Source organism: Actinoplanes sichuanensis (genome assembly GCF_033097365.1).
GTDB lineage: Bacteria > Actinomycetota > Actinomycetes > Mycobacteriales > Micromonosporaceae > Actinoplanes > Actinoplanes sichuanensis.
Window position 1 is genome coordinate 6,256,973 of record NZ_AP028461.1, and the last position, 20,706, is coordinate 6,277,678.

General features: G+C 69.0%; 16 protein-coding genes. 10 read left to right on the forward strand and 6 right to left on the reverse strand.

Annotation, left to right across the window (positions count from 1 at the left end):
• Window positions 1-3: 3 nt before the first annotated feature.
• The 3 genes from Q0Z83_RS28830 to Q0Z83_RS28840 form a co-directional block, all read right to left on the reverse strand.
• Window positions 4-1,455 (reverse strand): gamma-aminobutyraldehyde dehydrogenase, encoded by a 1,452-nt coding sequence (locus Q0Z83_RS28830; protein ID WP_317786360.1) that lies wholly within the window; start codon window positions 1,453-1,455, stop codon window positions 4-6.
• A 153-nt stretch (window positions 1,456-1,608) separates the two neighbouring features.
• On the reverse strand, window positions 1,609-2,946 hold the full coding sequence (locus tag Q0Z83_RS28835; RefSeq protein ID WP_317786361.1) for an aspartate aminotransferase family protein: 1,338 nt from the start codon (window positions 2,944-2,946) through the stop codon (window positions 1,609-1,611).
• A 10-nt stretch (window positions 2,947-2,956) separates the two neighbouring features.
• A complete protein-coding gene (locus tag Q0Z83_RS28840) occupies window positions 2,957-4,444 on the reverse strand; it encodes a CoA-acylating methylmalonate-semialdehyde dehydrogenase (RefSeq protein WP_317786362.1) in 1,488 nt (495 codons plus the stop codon).
• A gap of 76 nt (window positions 4,445-4,520) precedes the next feature.
• Between Q0Z83_RS28840 and Q0Z83_RS28845 the strand changes: the two genes are divergently transcribed.
• Together Q0Z83_RS28845 and Q0Z83_RS28850 are read left to right on the forward strand one after the other, a co-directional pair.
• A complete protein-coding gene (locus Q0Z83_RS28845) occupies window positions 4,521-5,837 on the forward strand; it encodes a GntR family transcriptional regulator (RefSeq protein WP_317786363.1) in 1,317 nt (438 codons plus the stop codon).
• 47 nt (window positions 5,838-5,884) lie between these two features.
• Entirely contained in the window at window positions 5,885-6,472 is a 588-nt protein-coding gene (locus Q0Z83_RS28850; RefSeq protein WP_317786364.1) for a Uma2 family endonuclease, read from the forward strand.
• A gap of 90 nt (window positions 6,473-6,562) precedes the next feature.
• Here Q0Z83_RS28850 and Q0Z83_RS28855 read toward each other — a convergent pair whose 3' ends face one another.
• Window positions 6,563-8,881 carry a serine/threonine-protein kinase gene (locus Q0Z83_RS28855; RefSeq protein WP_317786365.1) on the reverse strand — a complete coding sequence of 773 codons (2,319 nt, stop codon included), beginning with the start codon at window positions 8,879-8,881 and terminating at the stop codon, window positions 6,563-6,565.
• Between the two features lie 168 nt (window positions 8,882-9,049).
• Between Q0Z83_RS28855 and Q0Z83_RS28860 the strand changes: the two genes are divergently transcribed.
• Window positions 9,050-9,466, forward strand: a complete 417-nt coding sequence (locus tag Q0Z83_RS28860) for a phage holin family protein (RefSeq protein WP_317786366.1) — start codon at window positions 9,050-9,052, stop codon at window positions 9,464-9,466.
• Here the strand turns inward: Q0Z83_RS28860 and Q0Z83_RS28865 are convergent.
• Window positions 9,432-10,262, reverse strand: coding sequence for a hypothetical protein (locus Q0Z83_RS28865; protein ID WP_317786367.1), 831 nt, complete (start codon window positions 10,260-10,262; stop codon window positions 9,432-9,434). The genes Q0Z83_RS28860 and Q0Z83_RS28865 overlap by 35 nt on opposite strands.
• Before the next feature lie 409 nt (window positions 10,263-10,671).
• Between Q0Z83_RS28865 and Q0Z83_RS28870 the strand changes: the two genes are divergently transcribed.
• The 7 genes from Q0Z83_RS28870 to Q0Z83_RS28900 all read left to right on the forward strand — a co-directional run bounded on the left by Q0Z83_RS28870 (window position 10,672) and on the right by Q0Z83_RS28900 (window position 19,435).
• The gene (locus Q0Z83_RS28870; protein ID WP_317786368.1) at window positions 10,672-11,883 is read left to right on the forward strand and encodes a DUF3618 domain-containing protein; all 1,212 of its coding nucleotides are present in this window, start codon (window positions 10,672-10,674) and stop codon (window positions 11,881-11,883) included.
• A gap of 1,048 nt (window positions 11,884-12,931) precedes the next feature.
• Window positions 12,932-13,960, forward strand: a complete 1,029-nt coding sequence (locus Q0Z83_RS28875; protein ID WP_317786369.1) for an autoinducer 2 ABC transporter substrate-binding protein — start codon at window positions 12,932-12,934, stop codon at window positions 13,958-13,960.
• Window positions 13,960-15,768, forward strand: a complete 1,809-nt coding sequence (locus tag Q0Z83_RS28880; RefSeq protein ID WP_317786370.1) for a sugar ABC transporter ATP-binding protein — start codon at window positions 13,960-13,962, stop codon at window positions 15,766-15,768. The genes Q0Z83_RS28875 and Q0Z83_RS28880 overlap by 1 nt, the downstream gene beginning before the upstream one ends.
• The gene (locus tag Q0Z83_RS28885; RefSeq protein ID WP_317786371.1) at window positions 15,765-16,763 is read left to right on the forward strand and encodes an ABC transporter permease; all 999 of its coding nucleotides are present in this window, start codon (window positions 15,765-15,767) and stop codon (window positions 16,761-16,763) included. Before Q0Z83_RS28880 ends, Q0Z83_RS28885 begins: the two co-directional genes overlap by 4 nt.
• The gene (locus Q0Z83_RS28890; RefSeq protein ID WP_317786372.1) at window positions 16,760-17,836 is read left to right on the forward strand and encodes an ABC transporter permease; all 1,077 of its coding nucleotides are present in this window, start codon (window positions 16,760-16,762) and stop codon (window positions 17,834-17,836) included. Before Q0Z83_RS28885 ends, Q0Z83_RS28890 begins: the two co-directional genes overlap by 4 nt.
• Complete coding sequence (rhaI, locus tag Q0Z83_RS28895; RefSeq protein ID WP_317786373.1) at window positions 17,833-18,984, forward strand: L-rhamnose isomerase; 1,152 nt, start codon at window positions 17,833-17,835, stop codon at window positions 18,982-18,984. The genes Q0Z83_RS28890 and rhaI overlap by 4 nt, the downstream gene beginning before the upstream one ends.
• Window positions 18,985-19,033: 49 nt before the next feature.
• Entirely contained in the window at window positions 19,034-19,435 is a 402-nt protein-coding gene (locus tag Q0Z83_RS28900) for an Hpt domain-containing protein (protein ID WP_317786374.1), read from the forward strand.
• A gap of 11 nt (window positions 19,436-19,446) precedes the next feature.
• Here Q0Z83_RS28900 and Q0Z83_RS28905 read toward each other — a convergent pair whose 3' ends face one another.
• A complete protein-coding gene (locus Q0Z83_RS28905) occupies window positions 19,447-20,610 on the reverse strand; it encodes a response regulator (RefSeq protein ID WP_317786375.1) in 1,164 nt (387 codons plus the stop codon).
• Window positions 20,611-20,706 lie beyond the last annotated feature (96 nt).

The following is a 20,706-nucleotide window of genomic DNA, read 5'->3' on the forward strand; positions in this document are numbered from 1 at the left end:
CTATCACCTCTGAGCGGGGGTGTCATTGAAGCTCATCACGTGCTTGATACGGGTGTATTCCTCGAACCCGTACATCGAGAGATCCTTGCCGTAACCGGAGTGACCGTAACCGCCGTGCGGCATCTCGGATACGAAGGGTAGGTGTGTGTTGATCCAGACGGCACCGAAGTCCAGCCGGCGGGACACTCGCATGGCCCGGCCGTGGTTCTGGGTCCAGACGCTGGCGCTCAGCCCGAACCGCACGTCGTTGGCCCAACGGACCGCCTGATCCTCATCGGTGAAGGACTGCACGGTGACGACCGGGCCGAAGATCTCGTCCTGGATCATCTCGTCGGGCTGCCGCAGGCCGGCCACCACGGTCGGGGCGAAGAAGTAGCCGCGGTCGCCGACCCGGTGCCCGCCGGCGACCACCTCGGCGTGGTCCGGGGTGCGGCTCAGGAAGCCGGTGACCCGGTCCAGCTGGTCGACGTTGTTGACCGGGCCGAAGAACGCGTCGGTCTCGCTCGGCGGTCCGACCTTGGTGGCCTTGGCCGCCTCGGCGAGCGCCGCGGTGAAGTCGGCGGCGATCCGCTCGTGCACCAGCACCCGGGTCGCGGCGGTGCAGTCCTGGCCGGCGTTGAAGAAACCGGCTCCGGCGATCGCGGCGGCGGTGGCGGCGATGTCGACGTCGTCGAAGACCACCACCGGGGCCTTGCCACCCAGCTCCAGGTGAACCCGCTTGAGGTCGGGGGCGGCGGCCGCGGCGACCTCCATGCCGGCCCGGGTCGAGCCGGTGATCGACACGAACTGCGGCGTCGGGTGGGTGACCAGGGCACGACCGGTGTCGCGGTCGCCGCAGACCACGTTCAGCACGCCCGGCGGCAGGAACTCGTTCGCGATCTCGGCCAGCAGCAGCGTGCTGACCGGGGTGGTGTCCGACGGCTTCAGGACCACCGAGTTGCCCGCGGCGATGGCGGGGGCGAACTTCCACACACCCATCACCATCGGATAGTTCCACGGGGTGATCTGCGCGCAGACGCCGATCGGCTCACGGCGTACGAAGGAGGTGTGGTCCCGCAGGTACTCCCCGGCGGCCTTGCCCTCCAGGATCCGCGCCGCACCGGCGAAGAAACGCAACTCGTCGAGGATCGGGCCCATCTCCTCGGCCCGGGTCGCCTCGACCGGCTTGCCGGTGTTGCGGACCTCGGCCGCGATGATCTCGTCGGCCCGGGCCTCGATCGCGTCGGCGATGCGCAGTAGTGCCCGCTGCCGCTCGGCCGGGGTGCTGTCCCGCCAGACCTCGAAACCGTCCGCCGCGGCGGCGACCGCCTTCTCGACGTCCCGCACCGAGGAGACCGGGGCCTGCGCGTACGTCTCCCCGGTGCTGGGGTCGATCACCGGGGACGTGACGCCGTCCTCGGTGCCGGTGTAGGACCCGGCGACGAAGTTGCGCAGCACGGGAACAGAGGTGCTCACAGGGATTTTGGCCTTCCGTCTAGGGCGATCTCACCCGGACTGGAGGGACCTTGTCACACAGGCGAGTGAGCTAGCAAGGGAATCCGAAGTAATTTCCAAAACCGAAACGGAATCAGAAGATCTGACCCCGTTCCAGCTACGTATTCCAAGGTTTCAGGCGCAGAACTCGTCGGCGACAGAGAGGGCTTCGTCGAGGATCGCCAGACCCTCCCGCAACTCCTCGGCGGTGATCGTGCACGGCGGCACGACGTGGAGCCGGTTGAAGTGGATGAAGGGCCAGAGACCCCGCTCCTTGCAGGCCGCGGCGACCGCGTTCATCGGCGCGGCCGCGGCACCGGCGGCGTTGAACGGTACCAGTGGCTCCCGGGTCGCCTTGTCGCGCACCAGCTCGATCGCCCAGAACACGCCGAGACCGCGAACCTCACCGATACTCGGGTGCTTTTCCGACATTTCTTTTAAGGCGGGAGCGATGATGTCGTCGCCGAGCGCACGGGCGTGCTCGACGATCCCCTCCTCCTTGAAGATCTGCATACTGGCCACCGCTGAGGCACAGGCCAGCGGGTGCCCGGAATAGGTGAGGCCACCCGGGAAAGGGCGTTCCCGGAACGTCTCGGCGATCTCGTCGGAGATCACCACGCCACCCAGCGGCAGGTAGCCGGAGTTGACGCCCTTGGCGAAGGTGATCAGGTCGGGGGCCACCCCCCAGCGGTCGATCGCGAACCACTCGCCGCACCGACCGAAGCCGGCCATCACCTCGTCGGCGATGAAGACGATGCCGAACTCGTCGCAGATCTCCCGGACGCCGGCCAGGTAGCCGGGCGGCGGGACCAGGATGCCGTTGGTGCCGACCACGGTCTCCAGCAGGATCGCGGCGATCGTGGCCGGGCCCTCGAAGACGATCGTGTCGCGCAGGTGCTGAAGCGCCCGCTGCGACTCCTCCTGCTCGTTCGTCGCATAGAACGGCGACCGGTAGGGGTACGGCCCCCAGAAGTGCACGACCCCGATCGCGACCGGCTCGTTGGGCCAGCGGCGCGGGTCGCCGGTCGCGGTGATCGCGGTGGCGGTCGACCCGTGATAGCTGCGGTAGGTGGACAGCACCTTGTGCCGGCCGGTGTGCAGGCGGGCCATCCGGATCGCGTTCTCGTTCGCCTCGGCGCCGCCGTTGGTGAAGAACACCTTGTTCAGGCTGGGAGGGGCGACCTCGGCGATCATCCGGGCCGCCTCGCCGCGCTTGTCGTTGGCGAAGGCGGGCTGGATGGTGGCGAGCCTGCCCGCCTGCTCCTGGATGGCCGCGATCAGGCGCGGGTGCTGGTGCCCGATGTTGATGTTGACCAGCTGGGACGAGAAGTCCAGGTATTTCTTACCCGTGTAGTCCCAGAAGTGGCTGCCCAGCGCGCTCTCGATGGGCAGCGGGTCGATCAGGCCCTGCGCGGACCAGGAGTGGAAGACGTGCGCGCGGTCGTCGGCGCGCACCTGCGATTCAGTACTCACTAGCTGATCCTCAACGAGTCTGCGGGAAACCGAGGTCGATCGACGAAGTTCCCGGGTCAGGCCAGCGGGACGTGACGACCTTGCTGCGGGTGAAGAAGTGGATGCCGTCCGGGCCGTACATGTGGGTGTCGCCGAACAGCGACGCCTTCCAGCCACCGAACGAGTAGTAGGCGACCGGCACCGGGATCGGCACGTTCACGCCGACCATGCCCGCGTTGACGTCGAACTGGAACTGCCGGGCCGCACCGCCGTCGCGGGTGAAGATGGCGGTGCCGTTGCCGTACTCGTTGTCGTTGACCAGCTTCAGCGCCTCGGCGTAGGTGTCCACCCGGACCACGCTCAGCACCGGGCCGAAGATCTCGTCGGTGTAGACGGTCATCTCCGGGGTGACGTTGTCGAGCAGGGTCGCGCCCAGGAAGAAGCCGTTCTCGGGCAGGTCGTCGGTGCGGCCGTCGGCCACCACGGTGGCGCCCTCGGTGGCACCGGCCTCGATGTAGCCGGCCACCTTGTCCCGGTGCTGGGCACTGATCAGCGGGCCCATCTCGGAGGCGGGATCCGTACCATCGCCGATCTTGATCTTGGGAAGCCGGGCGGCGATCGCCTCGACCAGCGGGTCGGCGATCTCGCCGACCGCGACCACCACGGAGATCGCCATGCAGCGCTCGCCGGCCGCACCGTAACCGGCGCTGATCGCCGCGTCGGCGGCCGCGTCGAGCTCCGCGTCGGGCAGCACGATCATGTGGTTCTTGGCGCCGCCGAGGGCCTGCACGCGCTTGCCGTGCGAGGTGCCGGTCTCGTAGATGTACTTGGCGATCGGGGTCGAGCCGACGAAGCTGACCGCGGCGATGTCCGGGTGGGTCAGGATCGCGTCGACCGCCTCCTTGTCACCGTTGACGACGGTGAAGACGCCGTCCGGCAGGCCCGCCTCCTTCCACAGCCTGGCCAGCCAGAGCGAGGCCGACGGGTCCTTCTCGCTGGGCTTGAGCACGAACGCGTTGCCCGCGGCGATCGCGGTGGCGCACATCCACAGCGGGACCATCGCCGGGAAGTTGAACGGGGTGATGCCGGCGACCACACCGAGCGGCTGGCGGATCGAGTAGACGTCCACGCCGGTCGCGGCCTGCTCGGAGAAGCTGCCCTTCATCAGGTTCGGGATGCCGGTGGCGAACTCGACGTTCTCCAGACCGCGGGCCACCTCACCGGCCGCGTCGGCGAGCACCTTGCCGTGCTCGCGGGTGACGATCGCGGCGATCTCGCCGGTGCGCGAGGCGAGCAGCTCACGGAACTTGAACAGGACCGCGGAGCGCTTCGAGAGCGACGCCTCGCGCCAGCTCCGGGCCGCCTCCTTCGCCACCCTGACCGCCGCGTCGATCTCCTTCACGTCGGCGAGATCGACCGCGGCGATCTGCTCGCCGGTGGCGGGGTTGTAGACCGGGCCGACACGACCCGAGGTGCCGGCGGTCTCGGCGCCGCCGATCCAGTGCGCGATGTGATTCATGTGTCGAGATTATGTGACGACTCTGGACCGAACAATGACTCGATTGTACTGTCACATAATGTTTTACCAGGCCGTCATGGAACGACTGTCCGACGCCAGCGCCCGCGGGCTGGCCGAAGCGGTCAGCCGCGCGGTGGGCGACGGCGCCCTGGCCGGCGGGCTCAAGCTGCCGCCGGTGCGCTCGGTCGCCACCGAGTTGCAGCTCTCCCCCAGCACCGTCAACTCGGCGTGGCAGCTCCTGCGGCGGGCCGGCACCATCCGCACCGACGGGCGGCGGGGCACCGTCGTCGCCACTCCCGGCGCGGGCGGTCCTGGTCGTTATCGGGCAGCCCTGCGGCAGACTTCGGGTTTCGGACTGGATCTTTCCACCGGAGTCCCCGATCCGGCGCTACTTCCGCCATTGCCCGATCTGCACGGGTTGTCGCCGGCGCCGAGCAGTTACCTGGACGAACCGGTCCTGCCCGCCCTGGGGGCGCTGCTGCGGGAGCGGTGGCCGTACCCGCCGGAACGCCTGGCGATCTTCGACGGGGCGATGGACGCGATCGACCACGTCGCCACCACCCTGCTGCGGCTCGGCGATCTCGCACTGGTCGAGAACCCGTGCTTCCCGCCGCTGCTGGATCTCCTCGACACGCTCGGCGTCCGGGTCGTCGGAGTCGCGACCGACGCGCACGGCATGATCCCCGAGCGGCTCGCCGCCGCCCTCACCCGGCGACCCGCCGCGGTCTTCCTCCAGCCGCGCGCCCTCAACCCCACCGGCGCGTCGTGGTCACCGTCGCGGGCCGCCTCCCTCGCCGCGGTCCTCGGCCAGACCCCTCAGGTGTACGTCGTAGAGGACGACTCGGCCGGCGAGTTGTCCTCCGGTTCGCCGCTGTCGGTAGGCACGCACATCCCGCGGCAGACCGTCCACGTACGCAGCTTCTCCAAGTCGCACGGCCCCGACCTGCGGCTGGCCGCGATCAGTGGCCCGGCGACGGTCCTCGACCCGATCCTGGAGCGGCGGCTGCTCGGCCAGGGCTGGACCAGCCGGCTCCTCCAGCACCTGCTGCTCACCCTGCTCACCGCCCCGGCCTCGATCGCCGCGGTGGCCGCCGCCCGCGACGAGTACACCCGTCGCCGCCGGCTGGTCACCTCGGCACTGGCGTCGGCCGGGATCGTGCTGCCGTCGGGCGAGGGCCTCAACCTGTGGCTGCCGGTCGCCGACGAACAGGCCGCCCTGCTGAGCCTGGCCAGCGCCGGGATCGGGGCGGCGGCCGGCACCGCGTTCACGGTCGGTCCGGCCGCCGAACCCCACCTGCGGGTGACCGTCGGTCTGATCACCACCGACCACGCCGAGGTCGCCGAGCGCCTGGCCACCGCCGCCCGGGCCGCGATCCAGCCGATCCCCCGTTGACCCGAACCAACTTGACTAGGGCCTAGTCGGTGTACGACCAGGGCGGCATGAGCGCTTGCGAGACTCCGCCGGCCTCCTTCGACGACCACTCGGGCCCCTGGACCGAGGTGGAGTTTCTCGCGCTCGATGCCGCGAGCCACCGGATCGAGTTGCTCGATGGAAGCCTCCAGGTGACACCTCGACCGAACGCACCGCATCAACAGATCAGCGTTCGGCTCTCGGCGGGCCTCCTACCCGCCGCCGACGCGGCCGAGTTCTGGATCCTCACCGACATGAACGTTCGCCTGTCCACCGGCACGATCATGAGGCCGGATCTCGTCGTCGCCCGGGGTCCACGAGTCGTGACGGTCGTGGAGGCCTCCGACGTGCTGCTCACATGCGAAATCGCATCGCCGAGCAACACCACGACGGACCGCGTCCTGAAGAAGCAGCTCTACGCCGCCGCACGGATCGGGTGGTATCTACTGATCGAGCCGGAAATGACCAGGTACGAATCAGCAGCCTTGCATCTCTTCCGGCCGAGAGCCACAGGTTATGAGACCTACGCGGTGGCCGAGGGCGACCAGACACTGACCCTCGACGAGCCGTTCCGGGTCGCCATCAACGGCAACAGCCTGCTCGGCCTCCAACGATGACGCGTCGGCGAAGCATGGCGAGACGCTGACCGGCGACGTTCCGTTTTCGATAGCCGTCGACACCGGTTTCCTGCTCGACCACTGAGCGGGTCAGTTCTTGTCCGGGACGAAACTGTCGAAGACCAACTGCAGGTCGTCGCGGGAGTCGGACCACTCGGAGTCCGGAGTCTGCCAGTAGATGCCGTAGGCCCGGTTCTTCGAGACCACCGTGCCGCGGTTGTTGACGTGCCGGCGGACACCGTCGCGCATGAACGTGAACTCCCAGTCGGCGGCCTTCAGGAAATAGTCGACCGCCTTGATGTGCACTTCGTCGTACTGCGGGAAGTCGCCGCCCGCGACCCGATTGTCGGCCTGGGTGCGCCAGTCCTTCACCGGGTTCGACTTCGGTTCGTCGGTCTGGTCGACACCGAGGATCTTGCCATCGCCCCGGAAGTAGACGATCGACCCCTCCTTCGACCGTTTCCAGCCCGCCGGGACGTACAGGGAGAATCCGGTGTCGTCCTTGTATTCCACCCACCCGGCCGGGAGTGGAGGCCGCTCGTCGCCGGTCGGTGTCGGGCTCGGTGACGCCGGGCTCGGTGACGCTTGCGCCGCCGACGAAGCAGCCGATGACGGGGTGGTCGACGTCGCCGGGCCACCCGCCGGCAGACCTCCGGTCGGCGCAGCGGCCGACGCGGCCGGTTGCGTCTCGGGGTTGTCCGGCCGCCCGGTCAAGGCCCACGCGACCCCCAACACGAGAACCACCGCCAACGCCGCCACCGCCACGATCAGGCCGCGCCGCCGACGATCCGTCCCGGTCGCCTCATTTGGTACGGCCGCCGACGTCGCCCGCGTGGCCTGCTCCGTCCGGTGAGCCTCCAGCGGGGGTGCTCCGGTGACTTTCCGGAGCCCCCGGTCACCGTCCCGCTTCGTCACCGGCTCCACTTCCGGCGCCGCTGCCGACTCGGGCTCCGGCGCCGTTGCCGACTCAGATTCCAGCACGGCTACCGACTCAGACCTCGGCACCACTGTCGACTCTGGCACCGTTGCCGACTCGGACTCCGGCACCGTTGTCGACTCTGAAACCGTTGCCGATTCAGACCCCGGCACCGCTACCGACTCGGACTTCGGCATCGCACCTGCGGCGGCTACGGACTCACCACCCGGCTTCGACCCGGTCCCGGCGGCGCTTCCGGAATTCTCACCAGCCTCCGGCGTCGCACCTGGTCCGGCCCCGGACGTGTCACTCGTCTGCGGTTTCGTGCCCGCCGAAGCCTCGACCTCGGCACCCTCCACAGCCCCTGGAGCACCGCTCGCCCTTGCCTCATCGGCGGATTCCTCGCCCGCCTCCGGCCCCGCTCCCGCAGCGACGCCGACTTCTCCGGCGGCGGCTACCGCGCCCTTCTCAAGCGCCGAACCATTGTCGTATTTATCCGCATATTCGACCCTGCCACCACTCAGGGGCGATGCCGGAGCGCTCCGCCCGGACCCGGCGGCCGAGGCGCCACCGTCGGGCAACCGCTCTCCGGACGCTCGCGGCCGTGGAATCCGGAACACCGCAGCCAGACCGGCCAGACCGGACGGCTTCGCTTTCTCCTCCACCGTCTCCGCGGGCTCCGACAGGCCGGTGATGATGGCGCGGGCCAAGCCCTCCGCGTCCTCGGCGGTCATCCGGGTGGCCGGATCCTTGTGGAGCAGGCCGTCGAGCAGCGGGCGCAGCACACCGGCGTGCGCGGGCGGGTCCGGCTCCTCGGTGGCCAGCGCGGCGAGGGTCGCCATCGTCGAGCCGCGCTGGTAGGGCGCGCGACCCTCGATCGCGGCGTAGAGCGTGGCGCCGAGCGACCACAGGTCGGCCTCCGGCCCGCTCGGGTTGCCCTGAGCCCGCTCCGGCGCCATGAACTGCGGCGACCCGACCAGGATGTCGGAACGGCTGATCACGCCGTCGTCGTCGACGGCCGCGATGCCGAAGTCGGTGAGCAGCACCCGCCCGTCGTCGGCGAGCAGCACGTTCGCCGGCTTCACATCGCGGTGCTCGACGCCGAGGCGGTGAGCGGTGCGCAGCGCCCCGAGCAGTTCCAGTCCGATCCGGGCCACCCGGTACGGGTCGAGCGGGCCCTGCTCGGCGATCTCCTCCCGGAGCGAACGACTCGGCACATACTCCATGACGATCCAGGTGCGGTCGTCGAGCTGCAGTACGTCGTACACCTGAACGACGTTGGGATGGTTGATCCGGGCCGACGCCCGCGCCTCCCGAAGCGTGCGCCGCGCCGCCGCCCCACCGTCGGCGCCGAACGGCTGGTCGATCTCCTTGATCGCCACATCGCGCTGCAGAGTCTCGTCGCGGGCCAGGAGAACCTGCCCCATTCCACCGCGGCCCAGGCTCTCGCCCAGCCGGTACCGTCCGGCGAGCAGCACGGGCGCATCAGGCATGCGCACCGTTATACCCGGCCGGTGCACGCATCAAGCGGACCCCCACCTGACCCAAGCCGCATAACGGGCATTCACCTTCACTTACCGGAATCGGCGGCCCGACAGCGGGCGATTAGTCAGGATTGGTGTGGGTACGTCTGCAGGACAACCGTGCAGGACGGAGGGACGATGACCCACACAGACGCACGAACCGATCAGTCGGCCTCGGAACTGGTGAGCCGACTCAGTGAACAGGTGACCACCCTGATCCGCGACGAGCTGGCGCTCGCCCGCATAGAGATGACCGAGAAGGGCCGCCGTGCCGGCAAGGGCGCGGGGCTGCTCGGCGGGGCCGGGGTGATCGCGCTGTACGGCGTCGGCGCACTACTCGTCACCGCCGGCGCGGCCCTGTCACTCGTCATGCCGGTATGGGCGTCCGCCCTGATCGTGGCGGTGGTGCTGTTCGCAGGCGCCGGGATCGCCGCGATCGCCGGAAAACGCGAGGTACAGCAGGCGGTGCCGCCGACTCCGGAGGCCGCCATCGCGAGTGGCCGCCGTGACGTGAACGAGTTCATGACCGCGGCCCGGCGGGGGACGCGCTCATGAGCGTTCCCAACCGCAGCCGCCCCACCGCCAACCGCAACCGCCCGAAACCGGGCCCACCATCCTCGAACCGCACCACAGGCGAGGACCCACCGAAGCCCGGCCCGTCGGCGGCCACACCCTCCTCCGACGCGAAATCCACAGGACAAACCAACCCCGATCCGACCACGACCCGATCCGGTACGGCCACCCGCAGCACCGTCACACCCGGCCCCGGTTCACGCAGCACGGTGACCACATCCGGCCGCCCGGCAGGCTCCGGCCAACCGGCGAACCCGGGCCGACCGACGAACTCCGGCCGGCCAGCGACCTCGGGCCAGTCAGCGACATCCGGCCGACCGCCGGGCCTCGCACCGGGCGATTCGCACCCGGCCGGCACTTCGCGCGCCCCGAGCGGCCTCACCGCTTCGACGCCGAGTCCCGGCACCGCCTCGCCTTCGCCCGGCGGCGCCACCAGCCCTAAACCCGGCCCGGGCAGCGTCGCCTCACCGGGTCCGAGCGGCAGCACCGCTCCCAAGCCCGACGGCGCCCCTCCCAAGCCCGGCCCGCACAGCGTCGCCTCGCCCACCCCGAGCGGCGCCGCCTCTCCCTCATCGGCTACGAGCGGCGCCACACTTCCCTCGCCGAATACGAGCGGCGGCGCCCCTTCCACACCGGTTACGAGCGCCACCGCCCCTTCCAGGCCGACCACGAGCGGCGCCACACCTGCCTCGCCTACCGCGAGCGGCGCCACGTCTCCGAAGCCCGGCCCGGCCGGCGCGGCCGCGACGCACTCGGGTGGCACCGCTTCTCCTTCCATGCACGGAGGGGTTACTTCGCCGAAGCCCGGCTCTGGAGCTGCGATCGGCGAGGCCAAGCCGACCCCGACTCCACACCCGGGACCGCCGAAACCCACACCGCCGAAGGCTCCAGGCGGGAACGTGGCAAGCACTCCGAACCCGGCACCGCCATCGTCCACAGCAGCGAACTCCACTTCGCCCGCGGCCACCACCGCACAGCCGGCACCGGCCACAGCGAAACCGACACCACCGACCACCACCTCGAGCCCATCAGCGACCGCTCCACAAGGGGGCGACACAACGCGGACCCCCGGCAGCATGTCGACACCCGCAGGTACTGCGGCAGGTACTGCGGAGACCCCGCATTCCACAATCAGCGCCGCACCCGCCGCCACGCCGGCCCCCGGTCGCCCCACGGGCCGCGCATCAGTGCCCAAACCGGGTCCGCCGAGCGCAACGTCGCCCAGTGCATCCGGCCCGAATCATCCAGCGCCCAATGCATCCGGCCCAAATCAGACAGCGCCCAGTGCATCTGGCCAGAATCATCCGGCGCCCACGAAGACCGGGAGTTCGGCAACCGACACGTCAGCCGCCCGAAGCCACTCCCCCGCCGCCGCCCAGTCCGACACTCCGGCCCCGGCGGAAACTCGATCCGCCCAAGGTCCGGGCCGCGAGCCGCAAACCGGTTCCCACGGCGTGTCCAAGTCGAACGAGCCGAAGGCGACAACGGCACGCCCCGACGATGTCCACGCCGCGGCCGAGAAAGCGAGGAACGGCAAAGGCGACGCCGCGGATCAGGCGGAGGCGCTACGGGCGGAAATCGAGCAGACCAGGGCCGAGATGGGCGACACCGCGGCCGCGCTGATCGAGAAGATGGACGTCCCAAGCCGAGTCAAATCGGCCGCCGCAGAGAAGAAAGCCCAGCTCACCGAGGCCGCCATGGACAAGAAGAACCAGCTCACCGAGGTCGCCGCCGAGAAGAAGAATCAACTCACCGATGCCGTCGCGGAAAAGAAGGCCCAACTCGCCAAGGCGGCCACGGAGAAGAAGGCGCAACTGACCGACGCGGCCACGGAGAAGAAGGCGCAGTTCACCGACACCGCCACGGACGGGAAGGACCGGCTGGCCCAAGCCGCCGCGGAAAAGGCCGGCCATCTCGCCGAGACCGCCAAGGCGAAATTGATCGGTACGCCGAACGACCCGACCGCCGACTCCGAACCGAACCGGCTGAAACAGATGGCAGCGGATGCCGCCGGAAGTATCGCCGCCAAGGCGGAAGCCGTGACCGATTCGATCCGGGAGTCCCGTTCCCAGACCGACGATACAGGCACCACACATGCCGGTTCGGCATCGGTGACCGCCAAGCCCGGAACACCCGCCGACCCTCGTGCACAGGCAAGACAAGAGTCCGCCGAAACCCGAACCCACCTGGCCGAAACAGCCGCCGAGGCAGCCGAACGAGCCACCACCGCGATCGGCACACTCCCGAGCCGGGCTTCCGAAGCCATCGGCGCCCTCCGGGACCGTGCACTCAGCACCGACCCGGATCACCCGACCCGTCGGCGTCAGCAGTACGCCCTGATCGGAGCGGCCCTGGCCGTGGCAGCGGTGGCAGCGGTCCTGATCCGAAGACTCCGCTGACCGATCTACCACCTAACGGGCCCTGCCGCACACCGGCGGGGCCCGTCGCCATCTCCCCTCCGAGCCCGCTCGCACCCAGCACCACGTCAACTCAACTCAACTCAAGTCAAGCCGAAAGACCACCGTCAAACCGTCGACAACCACCCCAAGGTGCACGGAGGCCCCCGCCACACCGCCGCACGGGGCCCCTGCCAGCCGTCGTGGACGGCGGGCAACGGGCGACCGGCGTCCAGCGTGACCGGTCGCCGGCGACAACTGGCGGCCGGCGGCGAGCAACGGCTGGCGATGAGCAACGGAGACAGCCGATGAGCAACGGAGACAGGCAACGAGCACGGAGACAGGCAACGAGCACGGAGACAGGCAACGAGCACGGAGACAGGCAACGAGCACGGAGACAGGCAACGAGCACGGAGACAGGCGCCGGGCGGCGGGGATGGGCAAGCGGCTGGCGGCGGAGGCGAGCGACCAACGAAGCGCAAGACACCGATTAGGCACCAAACCGGGCGAAGGGCAGGGGCACCGGAGCGCCGCCGGGACATCGCGAGAGAGGCCGCGCAGACACGGACACCACGGGCCGCGGATCAACCATGCGGGCGCGAACTGTGAGAGGCGACCGAACCGAGAGGCCGAGCGAACCGAAAGGCAGCCAACCCGAGAGGCCGAGCGAACCGAAAGGCAGCCAACCCGAGAGGCCGAGCGAACCGAAAGGCAGCCAACTCGAAAGGCGGCCGAACCGAGAGGCCGGGCGAATCGAGAGGCCGGGCGAATCGAGAGGCCGGGCGAGGCCCCAGAGACCCAGCGAGGCGGCGACGGCCCAGAGACGGGGCGAGGCCGGGCGGCGGACGGGACACGATGGCGGGGACAGGACGAAAGGGGGTAACGGTGACGCTTCTTGAAACGTATCAGGATGGGGCTTGGGGCGAATGACCTGCTAGCGGAAGAAATCAAGGGCACCCTGGGAATCAACTCTTGACCCTGCCCTAACGGGCTCGTAACGTGACTCACACCTCAGCTAGAACGTTTCAAGAACCCTTTAACAGGAGGCGTCATGCGTCCTCGGTTTACCGCTGCCGTCGTCATGGCCACGACGGCTGCCATAGCGCTCACCGGTTGCACCAAGAAGAACGACACCGACACCGCCGCCTCGGGTGACGCGGGTAAGAAGACCTACAAGGTGGCGTTCGTCCCGAAGTTGCAGGGTGTTCCCTACTTCGAGGCGATGAACGCGGGCGGTAAGGAGGCGGCCGCCGCGCTCGGCAACGTCGAGTGGCTCTACCAGGGCCCGACTCAAGCCGACGCCGCCGCGCAGGCCGACATCGTCCGGTCGTACATCCAGCAGAAGGTCGACACGCTGATCGTCGCCCCGAACGACCCGGACAGCATGGCGCCGCTGCTGCAGCAGGCGAAGGACGCCGGCATCCATGTGGCGACCGCCGACACCGACGCGCCGACGAGTGTGCGGGAGGTGTTCGTCAACCAGGCCACCGCCGAGGGTATCGGCCAGGGTCTGACCGACTCGCTGCTGACCGCGATGGGCGGCAAGGGCAAGTACGCGATCGTGTCCTGCGGCCAGACCGCGGAAAACCTGAACTCCTGGATCGAGGTCCAGAAGGCGTACACCAAGGAGAAGTACCCGGACGCGGAGATCGTCGACATCGTCTACGCCGGTGAGGACCAGGCGAAGGCCACCCAGATGGCGACCGACCTGATGAACGCGCACCCGGACCTGACCGGCCTGGTCGGCGAGTGCACGTCGTCGGCGCCGGGTGTGGCGCAGGCGGTCAAGGACGCCGGCAAGATCGGCAAGGTGTTCACGGTCGGCCTGGGCACCCCGCAGGCGATGAAGCCGTACCTGCAGGACAAATCGTCGACCGCCGCGATCCTCTGGGATGTGGAGAACCTCGGCTACCTGACGGCGTGGGCGGGCGCCCAGATCGCGCAGGGCAAGCCGTTCGCGGCGACCAACAACGTGTCCAGTGACCTGTCCGCGGTCGCCTACACCGAGGCGAACAAGATGCTGCTCCTCGGGCCGGCGCTGGCGATCACCGACAAGAACGTCGACCAGTTCAACTACTGATGACCGACGAGATCGAAAACCCGCGGCTGCGCCTTACCGCTATCTCGAAGCGGTTCGGCGCGGTCCGGGCCATCCAGCACGCCGATTTCACGGTACGGGCGGGCAAGGTGCACGCCCTGGTCGGTGAGAACGGCGCCGGCAAGTCCACGATGATCAAGATCGTGGCAGGGGCCGAGGTCGCCGACACCGGCGAGATCGAGTTCGAGGGTGAGCCGGTCAAGCTCGGCTCGACGACGGCGGCGATCGCGCTCGGCATCGCCACCGTTTATCAGGAGCCGCAGCTCTTCCCGGAGCTGACGGTCGCCGAGAACATCTTCCTCGGCCGCGAGTTGAAGAAGGCCGGACGGGTCGACTGGGCGGCGCAGAACGCGAAGGTGGTCGAGCTGCTGGAGCTGCTCGGCCTGCCCGAGCGGTACACGACCGCCGAGGTGGGCACCCTGTCGGTGGCCGAGCAGCAGCAGGTGTCGATCGCGAAGGCGCTGGCCGCGGACGCGAAGGTGCTGATCCTGGACGAGCCGTCGGCGATCCTGACCGACGCCGAGATCGAGGTCCTGTTCGACGTGGTCCGCCGGCTGACGGCGGCCGGTGTGGCGGTCATCTACATCTCGCACCGGCTGGACGAGCTGTTCCGGATCGCCGACGAGGTCACGGTCATGCGGGACGGGCGCACCATCGGCACGTACCCGATCGGGGATCTGAGCGTCCGGCAGATCGCTCATCTGATGGTGGGCGAGGAGTTGTCGGACGCCCGCCCGCATCGCGAGGTGCCGGACGGCCCGGCGGTGCTGGAGCTGCGGAGCCTCAGTCGGGACGGCCGGTTCCGCGATGTCGACGTGAGCGTCAAGGCCGGCGAGATCGTCGCACTGTACGGACTGGTCGGCTCGGGCGTGTCCGAGATCGCGGCATGTGTGTACGGCATTGATCGCAGTACACATGGACAGATTCTGGTCAACTCAAGTCAAGTCAACATCAAGAGTCCCGAGCACGCACAGCGGCTCGGCATCGCGTTGTTGCCGGCGAACCGCAAGGTCGAGGGGATGTTCGGCTTTCAGTCGATCGCCTTCAACATCTCGGCGGGTCATCTGCGGCTGCTGTCGAGGTTCGGAGTGTGGGTGGACCGGGCTCGGGAGAAGGCCGTGGCGCTCAAGTTGATCGACAGGCTCGCGGTGAAGACGCCGCACGAGCGGCAGGCGATCAGCGCGATGTCCGGTGGCAACGCACAGAAGGTGGTGCTGGCACGGCAGCTCGTGGAGCGGCCGAAGGTGCTGGTGCTGGCCGAGCCGACGCAGGGTGTCGACGTCGGGGCCAAAGAGGAGATCCACCGCTTGATCACCGAACTGGCCGAGGAGGGCACCGCCGTCCTGGTGGTGACGTCCGACCTGCCGGAGGCGCTGCGGATCGCCGACCGCATCCAGGTGGTACGAGGCGGCACGACGACCGACGAGTTCGGCCCGGACGCCAGCCAGGTCGACCTGCTGGCCGCCGCCGCAGGCGGCGGCGAAGCGAACAAGACGACACCCGCCCAAGACGAAACGGACAAGACGGCGCCCGCCCAAGACGAAACGAACAGGGCGCCCGCCGAAGACGGCGAAGCCGACGAAGCAACCGCCCAAGACGGCGAAACGAACAAAGCACCCGCCCAAGACGGCGAAGCCGACAAGGCAACCGCCCAAGACGGCGAAACGAACAAAGCACCCGCCCAAGACGGCGAAGCCGACAAGGCAACCGCCCAAGACGGCGAAACGAACAAAGCACCCGCCCAAGACGGCGGAACGAGACGGACGACGGCCGCGGGAGGTGACGCATGACCGCGGTTGCGGAAGCGAAGATCAAGCGGCGAGTACTGCCGAGCCCGATCACCGGGCAGGAGGTCGTGCTGGTCGGCGTGATCGCGGTGCTGTGGGCGGCGCTGGCGGTCAGCACGCCGGCGTTCCTTACGGCCGGCTCGATCCAGCCGCTGCTGGTGGCGACCGCCCCGGTGGCGCTGGTCGGCGTGGCGATGACCATCGTGATCATCACCGGCGGCATCGACGTCTCGGTCGGCGGCGCGATCATGGTGTGTTCGGTGCTGACCGCGAAGGCGCTGGTCGGCGCGGACGGGGTGGGCCTCGCCACGGCGGTGCTGCTGTCGATCGCCGCGGGCGCGGTGCTCGGCCTGGTCAACGGGGTGCTGATCGCCTACGGCCGGGTGCACGCCATCATCATCACGTTCGGTACGGCGAACCTGTTCATGTTCCTCGGCCTGCAGATCTTCGGCTCCGGCACGGTCAACGGCATCCCTGGCACGTTGGCGTTCTTCGGTCGTGGACCGGACGGGCGCACGCTGGGCGTCCCGCACGCCTTCCTGATCACCGTCGTCATCACCGCGGCCGTCTGGTGGTACCTGCGGCACACCGCGGGTGGCCGTCACTTCTACGCCATCGGCGGGGACCCGGTCGCCGCCCGCCTGGCCGGGGTCCGGGTGCAGCGGCGGGTGCTGCTGGCCTACGTCTTCACCGGGGTGCTCGTCGGCCTGGCGTCGTGTTTCGTGATCGCCCAGGGCACGTCGACGCTCGACCAGTCGGTCGGTTCCGGCAAGGGACTGGCGGTGATCGCGGCGGTCGTGATCGGCGGCACCAGCATCATGGGCGGCCGCGGTTCGGTGCTGGGCACCCTGCTGGGGGCGCTGCTGGTGCAGTCGGTGGCCTCCGGGGTGACCCAGTTGGGCTGGCGTTCGCAACTGTCCGACCTGTTCGTCGGCATCTTCATCATCGTGGCGGTCGGCGCCGACCTGCTGCGCGCCCGCGCGAGGAGGGCCCGATGACCACGGTCGCAGAAAAACCGACAAAAACCGAAAAGTCGGAAAAGTCGGATTGGCTCAAGATCCTACTGACGCAGCGAATCGCCCTGCTAGCGCTACTGATCGTCATCGTCGTCGTCACGTTCTTCATCAACGACGCCGGTGGCTATCTCACCGCACCCTACGACTTCGACTATATGTCGGCCAGCCTGATCAGCGCCGTCCCGCTGGCCATGCTGGGCCTGGCCGAGATGCTGGTCATCCTCTCCGGCCGGGGCGGCATCGACCTGTCGGTCGGCGCGATGGTGAGCCTGGCCGGCATGGTGTTCGGCTTCGCGTACGGCGAGTGGGGCTGGCCCCTGTGGTTGGCGATCCTCGCCACGGCCGGGTTCGGCGCGTTCCTCGGCGCGATCAACGGTTTCCTGGTGTCCTACATCGGCTTCCCGGCTCTGATCGCAACATTGGCGACGTTCTACGCGTACAAGAGCATCGCGATCGTCGTCAACAACCAGCAGCCGATCAGCACGAAGCCGATCCAGGAGCTGTTCTCCCTGAGCAAGTCGGTGGAGTTACCGCTGTTCGGCGAGTACGTCCCGAACGTGCCGCTGGGCATCTTCACCTTCCTGCTGCCCACCGTGGTGGCGGTCTGGCTGCTGCTGGCCCGCACCGCGTACGGGCGGCGTCTCTACGCGATCGGCACCAACGACGTCGCCGCTCGCTGGGCCGGCCTCCCGGTCCGGGACACGCGCTTCAAGGCGTACGTCTATGCGGGTCTGATCTCCGGCCTGGTGGCCGTGGTGACGGTGGGGCAGTTCGCCTCGGCCCGCCCGGACGCGGGCGTCTCCGGCAACGGTATGGCCCTGCCCGCGATCACCATCGCCGTCCTCGGCGGGGTGGCGATCACCGGTGGCATCGGCCGGGTCTCCGGGGTCGTGCTGGCCACTCTGCTCATCGTCTGGCTCAACGCCGGCATCCTGCTGGCCTTCGTCGGTAACGAGGGTTCGCAGTACCAGCTCCTCGCGCTCGGCGCGGTGCTGGTGTTCGCCGCGCTGTTGAACGGGCTCACCAATCGACGGTACGGAGGTACCACATCATGAACCTCGACGGTCTGGACGGCTTCACGATCGAGGTCCCGAGCTGGGCGTACGGGAACTCGGGCACCCGGTTCAAGGTCTTCACCCGTCCCGGTGGGCCACGCAACCCGTACGAGAAGCTGTCCGACGCCGCGCAGGTGAATCGTCTCACCGGCCTGGCCAACCGGGTGTCGCTGCACATCCCGTGGGACCTGGTCGACGACTGGAGCGACCTGAAGGCGCACGCCGACAAGGTGGGGGTGCAGATCGGCGCGATCAACTCGAACGTCTTCCAGGACGACGACTACCGGCTGGGCTCGCTGTGCAACCCGGACCCGGCGATCCGGCGTAAGGCGATCGACCACCACAAGCAGTGCCTCGACGTGATGCGGCAGACCGGTTCGACGGATCTGAAGATCTGGCTGCCGGACGGCCTGAACTACGCCGGCCAGGATTCGCTGCGGGGCCGGCAGGACCGGCTGGCCGAGTCGCTGCGCGAGATCTACGACGCGTCCGACGACAACCACCGGATCCTGCTGGAGTACAAGTTCTTCGAGCCGTACTTCTACTCCACCGACATCCCGGACTGGGGCACGTCGCTGCTGCACTGCCTGGCCCTGGGCGAGCGGGCGACGGTCGTGCTGGACACCGGTCACCACGCGCCGGGAACGAACATCGAGTTCATCGTGATGCAGCTGATCCGGCAGAAGAAGCTCGGCGCGTTCGACTTCAACTCGCGCTACTACGCCGACGACGACCTGATCGTGGGCTCGGCCGACCCGTTCCAGCTGTTCCGGATCATGTCGGAGATCGTGGCCGCGGACGCCCATCGGCCCGAGTCCGGGGTCAACTTCATGCTCGACCAGTGCCACAACATCGAGGAGAAGATCCCGGGCCAGATCCTGTCGGTGCTCAACGTCGAGCAGGCGCTGGCCAAGGCCCTTCAGGTGGATCAGGCGGCGCTGGCCACGGCGCAGCGCGACGGCGACGTCCTCGGTGCACACCAGGTACTGATGGACGCCTACGAGACCGACGTGCGGTCCGCACTCGCGGACCGGCGGGAGGCGAGAGGGCTGCCGCGCGACCCGGCCAAGGCCTTCCATTCATCGGGGTACGCCCAGACGGCCGCCGCCGAGCGCGTGGGCGGAACCCAGGCCAGCTGGGGAGCGTAATCGCGCCGAACTACCCCTGATCACCGCCATCCGGGCGCACCATGAGCGGATGGAGACCGCCACACAGCCGGAGGACCTGGCCCGGGTGGCCGGCGTACGGGCCCGCCTCGCCGATCTCGTCGAGCCGATTCCGTCGCCCGCCGAGACGGCCCTGGTCCTCCGGTTGCTCCGGTCGTTCGCCGCGAAGGCCCCTCTCGCGGCGAACGAACTGATCCGGCTCCTGTACGCGGGCGACCCGGGCCCGGTGCGGGACCAGGCACACAACCTGAAGGGCTCGGCCGCGAACATCGGCGCCGCCGAGCTGGCGGCGATCTGTTCGCGGGTGGAGGACGCCGCGCGGGCCGGGGCCGTCTCCGACCCCGGCCCGACGGGAGATCGCCTGCGCGCCGAGACCGACGGCGCGCTGCGGGCGGTGCGGGTGCTCACGCTCGAATTCGAACGGATCCCCTGATGTGTGCTGGGTCAGGCCGCGGTGAGCACCGGCTCGACCAGACCCACCACGCGGGAGAAGTTGACCAGCCGGTCCAGCATCGCCTCGGTCACCACGGTGCCGCTGCCGATCAGCACCAGGCCGTTGGTGGCCATCACGTCCTGAGCCAGGCGCATCCCGACCTGCAGATCGGCTACGGCGTAGGCCTGCGTGCTGCCGGCCGCCGGGCTCTCCACGCCCTTGACCTGCCGCAGGGCGGCCAGCACGTGCGGGGCGCAGGTGCCGGCCCGGGTGAGCGCGGTGATCGCCATCGCCGGCGAGCTGGAGCGGGCCGCCGCCGTGTCGTACTCGATGGCCGTCCGGACCACGCTGATCGCGCCCTCGACCAGCGGCGACCAGCCACCGGGCGGGGGCTTCTCACCGGCCAGCCCGCGGACCGTGGACACCACGTCCTCGATCATCGGGATGTCCTTGATCAGCGGAAGCACCATGCCGGGCATCCCGTTGACGGCCTTCTGCTCGTCCGGGGTGAGGTTGGCGCCCTCGGTGAGCTTGCTCATCACGTCGGAGGGCACGCTGACCGCGCCGATCTGCGAGGCCATCGCGGCGACCTCGATCTCCCAGAGCCCGTCGAGTTCGAGGGCGGTGGTGAGCTCGCCGACCAGCTTACGGATCCGGCCGGCCCGGGCGAAGCCGAGCGGGCTGGACAGTTCGAGGATCCCGAAGAGGGCCTGCACGCTGGTCTTCAGCGTGGTGTCGACCATCTTGCGCTCGGCCATGGCGTGATCGTGGCGGGTGACCGCGCCCTTGATCGCGTCCATGATGTCGGTACGGTTGGCCGGCTTGGCCAGGTACCGGTACACCCCACCGGAGTTGATCGCGGCGATCACGGTCTTCATGTCACCGTGGCCGCTGTGCAGGATCCGGACCACGTCCGGGAAGTCCTGCTGGATCTTGCCCAGCAGCGCGATGCCGTCCATCCCGGGCATCCGCACGTCACTGACCACCGCGGCGACGTTCTCATTCGCGGCGAGCAGCTTGAGTGCCTGCTCGGCGTCTCCGGCCATCAGCAGCCGGTGATCCCGGCCCAGCTGGATGGAGAGGGTCTCCAGCACCACGTCGTCGTCGTCGACGAGCAGCAGTGTCGGCTTCTTCATGTTATCGGCGTCGCCCGACCGGTACAGCTCGGTCCGCATGGTGCCCTCCTTCGACTGACCGGCCTTGGTGCTACGTGGCTCCCTATCGCCTCATCCGGCCGAGGACTGAGGGTTGGCCGAGACCGGATTTCCGGC